At 64.2% G+C, this 13,496-nt stretch carries 15 protein-coding genes; 11 read left to right on the top strand and 4 right to left on the bottom strand.

What is annotated here, in order from left to right:
• Positions 1–11 precede the first annotated feature (11 nt).
• A complete protein-coding gene (locus tag FNJ84_RS01045; RefSeq protein WP_255470996.1) occupies positions 12–560 on the top strand; it encodes a DUF488 family protein in 549 nt (182 codons plus the stop codon).
• Here FNJ84_RS01045 and FNJ84_RS01040 read toward each other — a convergent pair.
• Positions 553–1,779 (bottom strand): argininosuccinate synthase, encoded by a 1,227-nt coding sequence (locus FNJ84_RS01040; RefSeq protein ID WP_143791057.1) that lies wholly within the window; start codon positions 1,777–1,779, stop codon positions 553–555. The two genes, FNJ84_RS01045 and FNJ84_RS01040, sit on opposite strands and share 8 nt — an antisense overlap.
• A gap of 209 nt (positions 1,780–1,988) precedes the next feature.
• On the opposite strand from FNJ84_RS01040, the gene FNJ84_RS01035 reads away from it, so the two are divergent.
• The 3 genes from FNJ84_RS01035 to ilvA all read left to right on the top strand — a co-directional run bounded on the left by FNJ84_RS01035 (position 1,989) and on the right by ilvA (position 3,970).
• Entirely contained in the window at positions 1,989–2,354 is a 366-nt protein-coding gene (locus FNJ84_RS01035) for a hypothetical protein (RefSeq protein WP_143791056.1), read from the top strand.
• Between the two features lie 72 nt (positions 2,355–2,426).
• On the top strand, positions 2,427–2,684 hold the full coding sequence (locus FNJ84_RS01030) for a hypothetical protein (RefSeq protein ID WP_143791055.1): 258 nt from the start codon (positions 2,427–2,429) through the stop codon (positions 2,682–2,684).
• Positions 2,685–2,722: 38 nt separating this feature from the next.
• A complete protein-coding gene (gene ilvA, locus FNJ84_RS01025) occupies positions 2,723–3,970 on the top strand; it encodes a threonine ammonia-lyase IlvA (RefSeq protein WP_143791054.1) in 1,248 nt (415 codons plus the stop codon).
• A gap of 26 nt (positions 3,971–3,996) precedes the next feature.
• Here the strand turns inward: ilvA and FNJ84_RS01020 are convergent, their stop codons facing one another.
• The gene (locus FNJ84_RS01020; RefSeq protein ID WP_143791053.1) at positions 3,997–4,353 is read right to left on the bottom strand and encodes an Hpt domain-containing protein; all 357 of its coding nucleotides are present in this window, start codon (positions 4,351–4,353) and stop codon (positions 3,997–3,999) included.
• Between the two features lie 122 nt (positions 4,354–4,475).
• Here FNJ84_RS01020 and FNJ84_RS01015 point away from each other — a divergent pair, with 122 nt between their 5' ends.
• Positions 4,476–5,816 carry a PP2C family protein-serine/threonine phosphatase gene (locus tag FNJ84_RS01015; RefSeq protein ID WP_143791052.1) on the top strand — a complete coding sequence of 447 codons (1,341 nt, stop codon included), beginning with the start codon at positions 4,476–4,478 and terminating at the stop codon, positions 5,814–5,816.
• Between the two features lie 27 nt (positions 5,817–5,843).
• On the opposite strand, the gene FNJ84_RS01010 is transcribed toward FNJ84_RS01015, so the two are convergent.
• Complete coding sequence (locus FNJ84_RS01010; RefSeq protein ID WP_143791051.1) at positions 5,844–6,293, bottom strand: NUDIX hydrolase; 450 nt, start codon at positions 6,291–6,293, stop codon at positions 5,844–5,846.
• A gap of 157 nt (positions 6,294–6,450) precedes the next feature.
• Between FNJ84_RS01010 and FNJ84_RS01005 the strand changes: the two genes are divergently transcribed.
• The 6 genes from FNJ84_RS01005 to FNJ84_RS00980 all read left to right on the top strand — a co-directional run bounded on the left by FNJ84_RS01005 (position 6,451) and on the right by FNJ84_RS00980 (position 12,893).
• Positions 6,451–7,473: an Hsp33 family molecular chaperone HslO gene (locus tag FNJ84_RS01005; protein WP_143791050.1), complete on the top strand. Its 1,023-nt coding sequence runs from the start codon at positions 6,451–6,453 to the stop codon at positions 7,471–7,473.
• A complete protein-coding gene (locus tag FNJ84_RS01000; protein WP_143791049.1) occupies positions 7,470–8,066 on the top strand; it encodes a CoA pyrophosphatase in 597 nt (198 codons plus the stop codon). The genes FNJ84_RS01005 and FNJ84_RS01000 overlap by 4 nt, the downstream gene beginning before the upstream one ends.
• Positions 8,066–9,235: a CCA tRNA nucleotidyltransferase gene (locus FNJ84_RS00995; RefSeq protein WP_363323812.1), complete on the top strand. Its 1,170-nt coding sequence runs from the start codon at positions 8,066–8,068 to the stop codon at positions 9,233–9,235. Before FNJ84_RS01000 ends, FNJ84_RS00995 begins: the two co-directional genes overlap by 1 nt.
• Positions 9,232–11,085, top strand: coding sequence for an ABC transporter ATP-binding protein (locus FNJ84_RS00990; RefSeq protein ID WP_143791048.1), 1,854 nt, complete (start codon positions 9,232–9,234; stop codon positions 11,083–11,085). The genes FNJ84_RS00995 and FNJ84_RS00990 overlap by 4 nt, the downstream gene beginning before the upstream one ends.
• A complete protein-coding gene (locus tag FNJ84_RS00985; protein WP_143791047.1) occupies positions 11,082–12,305 on the top strand; it encodes a class I SAM-dependent RNA methyltransferase in 1,224 nt (407 codons plus the stop codon). The genes FNJ84_RS00990 and FNJ84_RS00985 overlap by 4 nt, the downstream gene beginning before the upstream one ends.
• Before the next feature lie 69 nt (positions 12,306–12,374).
• Positions 12,375–12,893, top strand: coding sequence for a murein L,D-transpeptidase family protein (locus FNJ84_RS00980; RefSeq protein ID WP_143791046.1), 519 nt, complete (start codon positions 12,375–12,377; stop codon positions 12,891–12,893).
• A gap of 90 nt (positions 12,894–12,983) precedes the next feature.
• Here FNJ84_RS00980 and FNJ84_RS00975 read toward each other — a convergent pair whose 3' ends face one another.
• Complete coding sequence (locus FNJ84_RS00975) at positions 12,984–13,496, bottom strand: CAP domain-containing protein (RefSeq protein WP_143791045.1); 513 nt, start codon at positions 13,494–13,496, stop codon at positions 12,984–12,986.

Genomic DNA, 13,496 nt, shown 5'->3' with positions numbered 1-13,496 from the left:
GGTCGCGGGTGATGGCCCCGTTCTATACCGTCGGCCATTCCAACCGCAGCCTTCAGGAATTTATCGACCTGATCGCCAGCGCCGGGATCGGCTTTGTCGCGGATATCCGCAAGATGCCGATGTCGCGGGCCAATCCGCAGTTCAATCAGGACAGGCTGGCCGAGGCGCTGGATGGCCGGGGGATCGGATATGCCCATATCGCAAGTCTTGGCGGGCTGCGCGGCAAGGATTGGCAGGTGCCGTTTGCGGTTAATGCGCTGTGGCGGAACCGCAGCTTTCACCACTATGCCGATTACGCGCTGTCACCCGATTTTCGCGCCGGGCTGGATCAGGTGCTGGCGTTGGGTGCGGAGCGCAGCCTGACCGTCATGTGCGCCGAGGCCGTCTGGTGGCGCTGTCACCGCCGCATCGTCGCCGACTATCTGATCGCCGGCGAGCGTCCGGTGTTTCACATCATGGGTGTGGGGCGGGTTGATCCGGCGGCGCTGACGCCCGGTGCGGTGATCCGCCCGGATGCCAGCATCGTCTATCCCGCCGAAGCCGAGGCGCCGCTTACTTGAACCTGGCGTTCCGGTTCGCGACCAGCTTCAGCCGCAGCGCATTCAGGCGGATGAAGCCTGCCGCGTCCTTCTGGTCATATGCGCCCGCATCGTCCTCGAACGTCACATGCGCCTCGCTGTAAAGCGTGTGATCCGACCAGCGGCCGACGGTGCTGACATTGCCCTTGTACAGCTTCAACCGAACCGTGCCGGTGACATGTTCCTGAGACTTGTCGATCAGGGCCTGAAGCATCTCGCGTTCGGGGCTGAACCAGAAGCCGTTATAGATCAGCTCGGCATAGCGCGGCATCAGGCTGTCTTTCAGATGGCCCGCGCCACTGTCCAGCGTGATCTGCTCGATCCCGCGATGGGCCTCCAGCAGGATGGTGCCGCCCGGCGTCTCATAGATGCCGCGCGATTTCATGCCGACAAAGCGGTTCTCGACGAAATCCAGCCGGCCGATGCCGTGTTTGCGGCCATATTCGTTCAGGTCGGTCAGGATCGTCGCGGGCGACAGCGACACGCCGTTGATCGCCACAGCGTCGCCTTTTTCGAAGGTCACTTCGATATATTCCGGCGTATCGGGCGCATCCTCGGGGTTCACGGTGCGCTGATAGACGTAATCGGGCGCCTCTTCCGCCGGGTTTTCCAGTGCCTTGCCCTCGCTGCTGGTGTGCAGCAGGTTCGCATCGACGCTGAACGGCGCCTCGCCGCGCTTGTCCTTGGCGATGGGGATCTGGTTCGCCTCGGCAAATTCGATCAGCTTGGTGCGGCTGGTCAGGTCCCACAACCGCCAGGGCGCGATCACCTTGATCGAGGGGTCCAGCGCATAGGCCGACAGCTCGAACCGCACCTGATCGTTGCCCTTGCCGGTGGCGCCATGGGCCACGGCATCGGCGCCATGCTGATGCGCCAGTTCCACCAGCCGCTTGGAAATCAGCGGCCGCGCGATCGAGGTGCCCAGCAGATACAGCCCCTCATACAGCGCATTGGCGCGGAACATCGGGAAGACGAAATCGCGAACGAACTCCTCGCGCAGATCCTCGATATGGATGTTCTCGGGCGCGATGCCCAGAAGTTCGGCCTTGGCGCGGGCTGGCTCCAGCTCCTCTCCCTGACCCAGATCGGCGGTAAAGGTGATCACCTCGCAGCCATATTCGGTCTGCAACCACTTCAGGATGATCGAGGTATCCAGCCCACCGGAATAGGCAAGAACGACTTTCTTCGGCGTGTCGGACATGGCAGTGATCCTTTTGAATTTGCGGCAGGGATAGGCGCATTCGCGGGCTGTCACAAGGGGCGGGGCGCCGATAAGCTGGCCTGCGCGGGTGCGGGTGGCGAACGGGATGGTCGGATTTAGGCATGATGGACTAGAACGGACAGACTTCAGGCAGATGGCAGACAAGGCTGAGGGCAGGGCGTCAGCTGTGCCTGCCCGGCATTCTGGTCATGGCTGGGATTGCGCTTCTGGGAATCGCATTGATGGCGCTGCTGCCGTTGCCGGCGCCGTTGCAGATGGGTGTTGGAACCATCGTGGCGCTGCTGCCCATCGTGCTGGCGCTGTATTGGCTGGTCCCGGTTCCGCGGATCTGGGACATCCACCCAAGCTGGGTGGTCATGGCGAGTTTGCTGACCTCGGCGCTTCTTGTGCTGTTCGGGCGCTATTTCGCGGGCCTGATGCTAAGCGGCCTGTTCCGCGAGGCCCCTTCACAATTCCCCATTGCGCAGACCGTTGCCACCTATTTCGGCGCCGCGCTTGGCGCCATCGCGATCATCTGCGCGCTGGCATTCGTGGTCCAGCTGGCCTCGGTGTGATGGATTCTGTTCACGGGCCTGACCGGACTGGCGGGAAAGCGGCGGTTCCTTCGCGATCTTGCGGTCTATCTGGTGGCCGTGCTGGTGATCGGCTGGACGATCGCTTCGCTTGATGGGTTGGAAGGGTTGGCCCCGCAGGCCAGCAAATGGATCGCGATCCAGGCGGATTTCCATGTCAGCCATCGCTGCCAGGACGATCAGTGGCCCGCCGGCATCACCCGCGTGGCCTTTGTCGGGGACGAGCAGGCGCTTGGCTATCAGCCAGACGGCGACCGGATTGTCGTCCTGGCCTGCCGACGCGCTGGTGTGCTGGGCGACCTGCTGCGCTGACCCTTGCCAAATCCGCGCTTTCACGGCATGGCCGATTCATGGAAAACTTTACCCAAGCCGTCCGTGCGGCCGAAGTCGCCATCCGCGAGTTGTTCGAGCCGACGCCCTTGCAGCGCAATGACCATCTGTCGGCGAAATACGGCGCCGATATCTGGCTGAAGCGCGAGGATCTGACGCCGGTTCGCAGCTACAAGCTGCGGGGCGCCTTCAACGCGATGCGCAAGGTGATGTCCGAGGTCAAGCCGGGCGATGCCCATTTCGTCTGTGCAAGCGCGGGCAATCATGCGCAGGGTGTGGCCTTTGCCTGTCGCCATTTTGGCGCCCGCGGCACGATTTTCATGCCGGTGACCACGCCGCAGCAGAAGATCGACAAGACCCGGATCTTCGGCGGTGAAGCGATTCAGATCGAGCTGACAGGTGACTATTTCGATCAGACGCTGGCGGCCGCTCAGGCATTCTCGGCCGAGAAGGGGGCGGTGTTTCTGGCCCCGTTCGATTCGGCCGATGTGATCGAGGGGCAGGCGACCGTCGCGCAAGAGATGCTGGAACAGCTTGGCACCGCGCCGGATCTGGTGGTCCTGCCGGTGGGCGGGGGCGGTCTGTCCTCGGGTGTGGCGCGCTATCTGCGCGAGAACGCGCCCCAGACACAACTGACTTTTGCCGAACCTCTGGGTGGGGCCAGCCTTCAGGCCGCGCTTGAAAACGGCGCGCCCGTGGCCCTGCCGGCGGTGGATGGTTTCGTCGATGGCGCCGCTGTTGCGCGCATCGGTGCGCTGCCCTTTCAGGAATTGTCGCGGTTTTCGAGCAGCGATGTCCATCTGGCGCCCGAAGACCGCATCTGCGTCACCATGCTGGAAATGCTGAATGCCGAAGGCATGGTGCTGGAACCGGCAGGGGCGCTGGCGGTCGATGTTCTGGGGGATCTGCGCGACATTGCCGGCAAGACGGTGGTTTGCATCTGTTCCGGCGGCAATTTCGATTTCGAGCGTCTGCCCGAGGTCAAGGAACGCGCGCAGCGATTCGCCGGCAAGAAGAAATACCTGATCCTGCGGATGCCGCAGCGACCTGGGGCCCTGCGCGATTTTCTGGAACTTCTTGGGCCCGACGATGACATCGCCCGGTTCGAATATCTGAAGAAATCGGCGCGGAATTTTGGTTCGATTCTGATCGGGATCGAAACCACGCAGCCGGCGAACCTGACGACATTGATGCAGCGGCTGGATCAGGCGGGGTTCACCTATCGCGATATCACCCGCGACATTGTCCTGTCCGAGTTTCTGATCTGATCCGCTGGCGAACGGCCGGTCAGGCATCAGGCGACCCCGGCCGCGCCGCCTTCCTGGTCATCAATGATCCGGGGCAGATCGCGCATGAACACCTGCTTTGACGTGGAATAGCAGCGGACGATCCTGTCGATCTGGATCGTCTCGATCTGACCCCTGCAAACCTTCGCCTCAAATTCCTGGCAAAGCGATCCGAATTCGGCAAAGCCGAGGTTCCAGGCGCTGCCCTTCAGGAAATGCAGGTCACGCTCCAGCTTGCCGGGATCATCCTTGGACAGGCGCATTACGATTTCCTCGACCTCGTCCACGAACAGTTCCAGCACTGGGTCGAACTCGCTGGGGCCGACCTCGTCGCGCAGCTCGATCACCCGGTTCCAGTCGATCATCACACCCTCATCCAGTCGCGATTCGTTCCGGTCCTGTTTAGCAGCGCCATATTACCGAAGGCTTAATCGCCTGAGAGGGCGCGATTTACGCGATTTTTACTGGCGTGAGGCTAATCAGGGGCATGGATGCCGCGAATCGCCTTTCAGACTCGTTATCGCCGCTTGGCCCCTCTTTTGGGCCGGGCCGGCTGGTGCTGCTGGTCGATGACAGCCGGGCGCAGCGGCGGATGTTGTCGATCCAGTTGCAGCGCGCCGGATATCGCGTGGCCGAGGCGGAATCAGGTCGCTCGGCACTGGATTTCTGCGCCCGTCAGGAACCCGACATCATCCTGTCGGACTGGATGATGCCGGGCATGTCCGGGCCTGAATTTTGCCGCGAGTTTCGGGCCCTGAACCGGAAAAGTTATGGCTATTTCATCCTGCTGACGTCCAAGACGGATAAATCCGATATCGCCTTCGGGCTGGAATCGGGTGCCGATGACTTTCTGACCAAGCCGGTTGCCGGCGCCGAATTGCTGGCGCGCCTGCTTGCGGGCGAGCGCATTCTTCAGGTCGAGGAAAAACTGCGCGCCAGCAATGCCCAGCTGCAAAAGACGCTGGATCGCCTGAACATGGCGCAAGAGGCGATGGAGCGTGACCTGCGCGAGGCGCGCAAGCTTCAGCAGGGCCTGGTCCGCGAACGTTCGGGGCGGTTCGATCAGTTCGAGCTGTCGTTGCTGCTGCGGCCGGCGGGTCATATTGGCGGGGATCTGGTCGGCTTTTTCCCGATCAATCAGGACCGGGTCGGCGTCTATTCCATCGACGTTTCAGGTCATGGTGTCACGGCCGCGCTGCTGACGGCGCGTCTGGCCGCGCATCTGTCGGGATCCATGGAGCAGAACGTCGCGCGACGGGCCGCCCAGACCGGGCTGGACGCCGTACCACCGATGGCTTTGGCCCATTTCTTCAACAACATGCTGCTGGAAGAGATGCAGACCGACACCTATTTCACCATGGTCTATGCGGATCTCGATTTTCGGCGCGGTGTGCTGCGGGCGGTGCAGGCGGGGCATCCGCATCCGCTGGTTCAACGCCGTGATGGCCAGATGGAACTGGTGGGTGATGGCGGCATGCCGGTCGGTGTCTTCGCCAAGCCCAGATTCGACGAGTTCGAGGTGGCGCTGAATCCCGGTGACCGCCTGCTGATCGCCTCGGACGGGATCACCGAGGCCGCCGATCCCGAAGGCAACCTTCTGGGTGACGAGGGCCTGATGGAGATCGCCGGCGGCCATCACGCGCTGCATGGGCACAACTTCCTGGACGCGATGTCCTTCTGCGTCTCGCAATTTTCGCATGGCGAACGGCATGATGATATTTCGGCCGTGCTGATTGAATATCGCGAGCCGGTATCGGGCAAGGCGCGCCGCGACGGCGGTCTGCTTGGCGACCGCGGACCGGCCGGCCGGGCGGATGATCCTGGCTAGCCCAATCTGCACCAAAGGGGGCGCAGGCTATTGCTGCCGGCTGCCTAGCCAGCGGGTCAGCAGCGCCTTTGATCCGGGATCGGTCAACACATCGTGCAGATCTTCCACGGGTAGCCAGACCGCCAGATGATCCGGCTCGGATGGCGGGCCCTTTCGCCGGACTGGCCTGGCCATCCAGATCGTGCAGATCTTTTCCGCCCAGTATCCATAGTCAGGCAGCCAGGCAAAGCGGCGATAGGCACCAATTCGACGGGGCGCGGCGATGGTCCACCCGGTTTCCTCAAGGACCTCGCGGTGCAGCGCGGCGATAGGGCTTTCGCCGGGGTCAATGCCGCCGCCCGGTAGTTGCATGTCGGGAAGGGGGCGCGTTTGCAGGGTCAGCAAGACCTGACCGTCGCGCACCAGCAGGCCATAGGCCCCCGGTCGGGCGCGATAGCGGCGGCCGGCTTCGGCCGGCTTGCCATAGCGAGGCATCATCTCATTCGGTCCTGTGGCGTGGGTTCAGGTCTTTTCGATATCCGTCGCGCAGCCGGGTGAAAACCCCACCCTTGGGATTGCCGGTGGATTGCCTATATTGGGCCGAAGCCCGGATTGCGCGCGGTCGCCCGCGCGATGCAGATTTCAAGGACGCATGATGAACACGATCAACCAGATTGCCTGGGACGACACCGTCCTGCCCTTCCAATTGGACCGTTCGGATATCCGCGGCCGCGTGGCCCGGCTGGACGGTGTTCTGGAACATATCCTGTCGCGGCACGACTATCCTGCTGTCGTCAGCAACCTTGTGGCTGAACTGGCCTTGCTGACGGCGCTGATCGGCCCAACGGTCAAGCTGCGCTGGAAGCTTAGCCTGCAAGTGCGCGGCAGCGGCGCGATTCGCACGATCGCCACTGACTATTACGCCCCCACTGCCGAGGGCGAGCCGGCCCGTATTCGTGCCTGGGCCAGCTTTGACGCGGATCGTCTGGATGATCGCCCGCCCTTCCAGCAAATTGGCGACGGCTATTTTGCAATCCTGATCGACCAGGGGCCCGGCACGACGCCCTATCAGGGGATCACCCCCCTTGCCGGCGGCTCGCTGTCGTCCTGCGCGCAGACCTATTTCGCCCAGTCCGAACAGTTGCCGACGCGCTTTGCGCTGTCGCATGGCCGCTCGCAATTGGCGGGCGAGGCCGAGCATTGGCGTGCCGGCGGCATCATGTTGCAGACCCTGCCGGCGATGCCGATGCAATCGGGCGAAGGTGGCAGTGGCGAGGGCGGGCTGATCGAGGCCGCCGATATCCTGCAAGGTGCCGAATCCGAGGATTGGAACCGCGCCAACTTTCTGCTGGATACCGTCGAGCCGCTAGAGATGATCGGCCCGACCGTCGCACCGACCGACCTTTTGGTGCGGCTGTTCCACGAAGAGGCGCCGCGCGTCTTTGACCCGCAGCGGGTGGAATTTGGCTGCTCCTGCACCTCGGATCGGGTGCGCGACACCTTGGCGATCTATTCGGCCAAGGATATCGGCCACATGACGAACGAGGCGGGCATCGTGACCGCCGATTGCCAGTTCTGCGGCGCGCATTACGAGTTTGATCCGAAAAGCCTGGGGTTCGAGGCCACGGTCGATGCCGATGGCAATCCGATCGAGCCGCAGGACAGGGCTGCCGAGTGACCCTGCGCTGGTCGGAAAACCTGCTGCGGCAGGCCCTGTCGGCACCGGCGGGGCCGACCTCGGATTTCGACCTGAACCCGGAACATGCACTGCCGGCCGGGCAATTGCGGCCGGCTGGTGTGCTGGTGGCCTTTCACGAGGATGACGGCCGCCTGATCCTGACCAAGCGGGCCGCGACGATGCGGCATCATCCCGGCCAGATCGCGCTGCCCGGTGGCAAGGTCGACCCCGATGATGCCGACGAGGTGGCCGCAGCCCTGCGCGAGGCCCACGAAGAGGTCGGCTTGCCCCCGGCGCAGGTCGATCTGCTGGGGGCGCTTCCGGCGCATCGCACCGTCACCGGCTTTGCGATCACGCCGGTTCTGGGCATCATTCGGGGCGATTTCACCCCGACACCCGAGCCCGGAGAGGTGGCCGAGGTCTTTACGATGCCCTTTCGCCACATTGCCGACCCGGATCGCTATCAGGTCGAGGGGCGATATTGGCGCGGCAGTTGGCGCAGTTACCACGCGGCCCCCTTTGGCCCTTATTACCTGTGGGGTGCGACGGCGCGGATCCTGTGGTCGCTTGCCAATCGGCTGGCGGCGGTCTGATGCGGATATCAGGATGTTTTCTGTCTGATCCCGCGCTTCTGGCGGTGCTGGACCTGATCGAGGCGGCGGGCCATCGGGCGCTGCTGGTTGGCGGCGCTGTGCGCAATGCCGCCCTGGGCGAGCCGATCAGCGATATCGACATTGCCACCGATGCCCGGCCTGAACGGGTCAGCGAACTGGCCGCGGCCGCCGGGCTGAAACCCGTGCCCACCGGCATCGAACATGGCACGGTCACCGTGGTTTCGCGCGGGACGGGCTTCGAGGTAACGACCTTTCGCCGCGATGTGGAAACTGACGGCCGCCGCGCTGTTGTCGCCTTCAGCGACCGCATCGAAGAGGATGCGCAGCGTCGCGATTTCACCATGAACGCGCTATATGCCACGCGCGACGGCCAGGTGATCGACCCGGTCGGCGGGCTGGACGATCTGGCGGCGCGCCGCGTGCGTTTCGTCGGTGATGCCGCGGCCCGCATCCGCGAGGATTATCTGCGCATTCTGCGGTTTTTCCGTTTTCATGCCTGGTACGGCCGTGAGGTTGATCCCGATGCGCTGGCCGCGTGCACGCTTTTCGGCCGAGGGCTGGATCTGATCTCGAAAGAGAGGATAGGGGCCGAGATGCGCAAGCTGCTGGCCGCGCCCGATCCCTCAGAGTCACTGATGCTGATGCGCGAGGCGCATTTGCTGTCAAAGAGGGTGCTGCCGGGGGCTGATCCCAGGCTAATGCCCGCGCTTGTCGCCGCCGAAATCGGGGCCGGCTACCCGCCGGTTTGGGCCAGACGGCTGGCGTTGTTGGGCGGGGATGATGTGGCGGGGCATCTGCGCCTGTCGCGAGATGAGGCCAAGACGCAGGCGCAATTGGCCAAGGCTTTGGCGGCTGATTGGTCGCTGGATGAGGCTGGCTATCGCCTTGGATCGGATGCCGGGGTCGATGTCGCGCTGATCGCTGCCGCGCGGGGGGCGGTGCTGCCTGACGGCTGGCAGGCCCGGATCGCGGCTGCCGCAGATGCAACGCTGCCGATTTCCGCCGCCGATCTGATGTCGGAACTTGACGGGCCGGCACTTGGCCGTGGCCTGCGCGCCGCCGAGGATGCCTGGATCGGCTCGGGCTTTACCTTGGCGCCCGCCGACCTGATCGAACAGGCCCTTGCGGCCGGAAAGGCACGGCCATGAGCCTGCACCGCCGTCTTGGCAATATCGTCCATGCCTTTCGCCCTGCCGATGGCCCGCCGCCGCAGACCCTGCTGGCCTTTTTCCGCTGGTCCCTGTCCGGGGCCTGGGGCGGGTTGGCATTGGCGGGCATCGCCTCGGCGCTCAGCGGTGCGGCCGATGTCGTTGCCGCCGTCCTTCTGGGGGCTGTAGTCGATGCCGTGGCCTCGGGTGATCCGGCCAGTCTGCTATCGGACAACGCGCTGCTGATCGCGGCTTTCGTGGGTTTCTTCCTGCTGCTGAGACCCGTGGTCTTTGGCCTGTCGACGGCCAGTTCCAGCGTCATCATCGGCCCGAATATCCTGCCCCTGGTGCTGTCGCGGCTGCATCGCTGGACCATGGGCCAGTCGGTGACGTTCTTCGACAATGACTTCGCCGGGCGGCTGGCACAGAAACAGATGCAGACCGCCCGCGCCGTTACCGATGTGGCGACGGAAATGGTCAATGTGGTGGCCTTCGCGCTGGCCTCTATTCTGGGATCGGCGGCTTTTCTCGTTTCGGTCGATGGCTGGGGGGCGGTGGCGCTGATCGTCTGGCTGGCCAGCTATTTCGTGCTGATCCGGTTCTTTCTGCCACGCATCCGGTCGCGGTCGGGGGCGCGAGCCTCGGCGCGGGCGATGGTCACCGGGCAGGTCGTCGATACGATCACCAATATAAAGACCGTCAAGCTGTTCGCCCATACCGAACACGAGGATCGCGCCGCCCTTGGCGCCATGGCGGGGTTCCGCGAAAGGGCGCTGGATTTCGGTGTTGTCAGCAGCTGGTTCCGGCTGTCGCTGATGTTCGTTGCGGGGGTGCTGCCGGTCATCCTGATCGGCGGGGCGATCCTGCTTTGGCGGGACGGGGCGGCGACGCCGGGCGATGTCGCGGCTGCCGGGGCGATTTCGATGCGTCTGTCGCAGATGACGGGCTGGGTCAGCATGGCACTGATGGGCATGTGGGGCAGCATCGGCGAAGTCGAGGACGGCATGCAGACACTGGCCCCGCCCCATGCGCTGACCGATGCGGACGATGCGATCACGCTTTCCCGCGTGGCGGGGCGTGTCGATTTCGACCATGTCAGTTTTGCCTATGGCCGCGAGGGAGGCGGGCTGGACGACCTGAACCTGCATATTGCGCCGGGCCAGAGGATCGGCATTGTCGGGGCCTCGGGCGCCGGAAAATCGACGCTGGTGGCGCTGCTTTTGCGGCTTTACGACGTGGAAAAGGGCGTGATCCGCATTGACGGGCATGACATTCGCGACGTGACGCAGGAAAGCCTGCGCCAGCAGATCGCCATGGTCACGCAGGAAACGGCGATGTTCAACCGCTCGGCCCGCGACAACATCCTTTATGGCCGGCCAGATGCCTCTCAGGCCGAGGTCGAGGCCGCCGCCCGCGCCGCCGAGGCGCATGAGTTCATCCTGTCGTTGCAGGACCATGCCGGCCGGCGCGGATACGAGGCCAATCTGGGCGAACGCGGGGTCAAGCTGTCGGGCGGGCAGCGTCAGCGCATCGCCCTGGCGCGCGCCATCCTGAAGGACGCGCCCATTCTGGTGCTGGACGAGGCGACATCGGCCCTGGACAGCGAGGTCGAGGCACAGGTGCAGGATGCGCTGACCCGCGCCATGCGGGGCAAGACGGTGCTGGCCATCGCACACCGCCTGTCCACCATCGCGGAACTGGACCGGATCATCGTCTTGGATCAGGGCCGCATCGCAGAACAGGGCACGCATGAAGAATTGCTGGCCATGGGCGGTCTTTATGCGCGGTATTGGAACCGCCAGTCTGGCGGCTTTCTTGTCACCGATGACGCCGAAGAGGCCGCTGAATGAGCGAATGGCACGTCGAACGGCTTGGCCGGCGCGGCGATGGCGTTGCGGTCGGTCCGGCCGGGCGCGCATTGGCGCCGCTGGTTTTGCCCGGCGAAGTGATCGAGGGCGATGCCGTCGAGGGGCGTATTGCTGGCCCGCGCATCCTGACGCCCTCGGCTGATCGGGTGCGGCCGGTCTGTGGCCATTACCGGGCCTGTGGTGGCTGTTCGCTGATGCATGCCTCGGACGGGTTCACGACAGCGTGGAAGCGGCATGTGGTCGAGACCGCCCTTGCCGGGCAGGGAATCCAGGCGCGGGTCGGGGATATGCATGTCTCGCCTGCAAGGTCGCGCCGCCGGGCGGTGCTGTCGGGCAGGCGCACCAAAAAGGGGGCGTTGCTGGGCTTGCATGCGCGGGCTTCGGATGTGGTTGTCGATCTGGTCGACTGTCATGTGATCCGGCCCCAGATCCAGTCGGCCCTGCCTTTGCTGCGGCAGATTGTTCAGGCCGGCGCATCACGCGCGGGCGAGCTGTCACTGACGGTGATCCATGGTCCGGCGGGCCTGGATGTCGCCGTGACGGGTGGCAAGCCGATGGATCCGGCCTTGTTTCAAACCTTGGCCGGTCTGGCGGAAGCGGGCGATCTGGCGCGGCTGGACTGGGACGGGCAGGCGATCACCCGTCGCCCACCTGCATTGCCCATGGGTCGGGCGCAGGTCGTGCCGCCCCCCGCCGCCTTCCTGCAAGCCACGGCCGAGGGCGAGGCCGCGCTGTGCGGCGCTGTTCAGCGGTTTGTCGGCGGTGCCCGGCGGATTGTCGATCTTTATGCCGGGATCGGCACCTTCACCCTGCCATTGGCCGAGGCTGCGCAGGTTCATGCGGTCGAGGGGTTGGCCGCGCCGTTGGTGTCGCTGGATGCGGGATGGCGCGCCGCAGATGGCTTGCAGCGGGTTACGACCGAGGTGCGCGATCTGGCGCGGCGCCCCTTGCTGGCTGATGAACTGGACCGTTTTGACGCAATCGTGATCGACCCGCCCCGCGCGGGCGCTGCCGAACAGGCCCGGCAGATCGCGGCGTCCGGGGTCAGGAAAATCGCCTTTGTGGCCTGTGATCCGGTGAATTTCGCAAGAGATGCGCGGATTCTGGCCGATGGAGGGCTGAAATTGACCCAACTGGTTCTGGTCGATCAATTCCTCTGGTCACCCCATGTCGAGCTGGTCGCGGAATTTTGCCGACGCTAGCGCGATGACGGGTGCTGTGGTATCACGGATTCATAACGATAACGCGATTCAGCGACAAAAAGGGCAGTGATGATTCTGACAAGGCGCGCAGCGATAGCGCTGGTCGGTGCAGCAGGCGTGGCGGCTTGCAGCAAGCCGAAACCCAGCCGCTTCAAAACATATGATGGTCCGCCAGTGACCCAGATCGTCGTCAAAAAGGGCGAACGGCGATTGCATCTGATCAGTGGCAAGACCGTTCTGAAATCCTATGACATTGGCCTGGGCAATCAGCCCATCGGCCACAAGATGTTCGAAGGCGATGGCAAGACGCCCGAGGGTGCCTATTTCATCGACCGTTTCAATCCGCGCAGTCAGTATCACCTGTCGGTGGGGATTTCCTATCCCGATCAGGACGATGTGGCGCGCGCACTGACTTATGCCCGCCCGCCCGGCGGTGATATCTTCATCCATGGCCGTGGCCCAGAGGGCAATGTCAAGGCGCCCAAGCTGCGCGACTGGACCGCCGGCTGCATCGCGGTCACCGACGAAGAGATCGAGGAAATCTATGCGATGCTGACGACCGGCGTGCCGGTATTCATCTATCCCTGACCCCGCGTTTCGCCCCGTCACGGGCAAGCAAGAAAAAGCCCCGGTCGCCAATCGCGGCCGGGGCTTTGCATTTTGGTGCTGTGGCGCGGCTTAGTTGCCGGTGAGCATCGTCCACCAGACCTTTTTCGATGGTTCCTGATACCAGCCCACGCCCAGTTGGGTGGCGGTCGGGTCCATGATGATGTCGCGGGTGTCGCGGGTCTGCATCCAGGCATTCAGCGTCTGAATGTCGTTTTCGTAGGATTCCGAGATATTCTCGCCGATCACGCCACCGAAATAGCCCTGACGCTTTGCCCGATCCAGCGGCGAGCTGCCATCCGAACCGAAATGCCAGGCGCGGTTCTGGGCTGCCATGTCGCGCGAATGCGCCACCGAGGCGGCGTTCAGCTGCGGGTTCAGCATCAGCGGCGACAGGCCCAGATTGGCGCGCAACTGGTTGACCTGACCCTGCACACGGATCGGAATCTCGGCGGCCTCGCGTTCGGTGATGGTATAGGCGACGGGGATCGGCTGTCCGTCCGGGCCCAGTTGCTGCGCGGTCCGGGGCGCACAGGCGGCCAGTGCCAGCGCCGACAGGACCGCGATCGTGCGGAGATTGGTCAT

This window comes from Paracoccus sp. M683 (genome assembly GCF_007096355.1).
Taxonomy (GTDB): Bacteria; Pseudomonadota; Alphaproteobacteria; order Rhodobacterales; family Rhodobacteraceae; genus Paracoccus.
The sequence above is the reverse complement of the archived record's forward strand: the minus strand, read 5'-3'. Positions and strand labels throughout refer to the sequence as shown.

What these genes read in the sequence shown, in the direction of transcription:
- FNJ84_RS01020 (WP_143791053.1), bottom strand. Translation starts at nt 4,353, where the DNA reads ATGATCGACTGGAACCGGGTGATCGAGCTGCGCGACGAGGTCGGCCCC.
- FNJ84_RS00990 (WP_143791048.1), top strand. Translation starts at nt 9,232, where the DNA reads ATGAGCCTGCACCGCCGTCTTGGCAATATCGTCCATGCCTTTCGCCCT.
- FNJ84_RS01005 (WP_143791050.1), top strand. Translation starts at nt 6,451, where the DNA reads ATGAACACGATCAACCAGATTGCCTGGGACGACACCGTCCTGCCCTTC.
- FNJ84_RS00985 (WP_143791047.1), top strand. Translation starts at nt 11,082, where the DNA reads ATGAGCGAATGGCACGTCGAACGGCTTGGCCGGCGCGGCGATGGCGTT.
- FNJ84_RS01010 (WP_143791051.1), bottom strand. Translation starts at nt 6,293, where the DNA reads ATGATGCCTCGCTATGGCAAGCCGGCCGAAGCCGGCCGCCGCTATCGC.
- ilvA (WP_143791054.1), top strand. Translation starts at nt 2,723, where the DNA reads ATGGAAAACTTTACCCAAGCCGTCCGTGCGGCCGAAGTCGCCATCCGC.
- FNJ84_RS01040 (WP_143791057.1), bottom strand. Translation starts at nt 1,779, where the DNA reads ATGTCCGACACGCCGAAGAAAGTCGTTCTTGCCTATTCCGGTGGGCTG.
- FNJ84_RS00995 (WP_363323812.1), top strand. Translation starts at nt 8,066, where the DNA reads ATGCGGATATCAGGATGTTTTCTGTCTGATCCCGCGCTTCTGGCGGTG.
- FNJ84_RS01035 (WP_143791056.1), top strand. Translation starts at nt 1,989, where the DNA reads ATGGCTGGGATTGCGCTTCTGGGAATCGCATTGATGGCGCTGCTGCCG.
- FNJ84_RS00975 (WP_143791045.1), bottom strand. Translation starts at nt 13,496, where the DNA reads ATGACCAATCTCCGCACGATCGCGGTCCTGTCGGCGCTGGCACTGGCC.
- FNJ84_RS01045 (WP_255470996.1), top strand. Translation starts at nt 12, where the DNA reads ATGGCCCCGTTCTATACCGTCGGCCATTCCAACCGCAGCCTTCAGGAA.
- FNJ84_RS01015 (WP_143791052.1), top strand. Translation starts at nt 4,476, where the DNA reads ATGGATGCCGCGAATCGCCTTTCAGACTCGTTATCGCCGCTTGGCCCC.
- FNJ84_RS00980 (WP_143791046.1), top strand. Translation starts at nt 12,375, where the DNA reads ATGATTCTGACAAGGCGCGCAGCGATAGCGCTGGTCGGTGCAGCAGGC.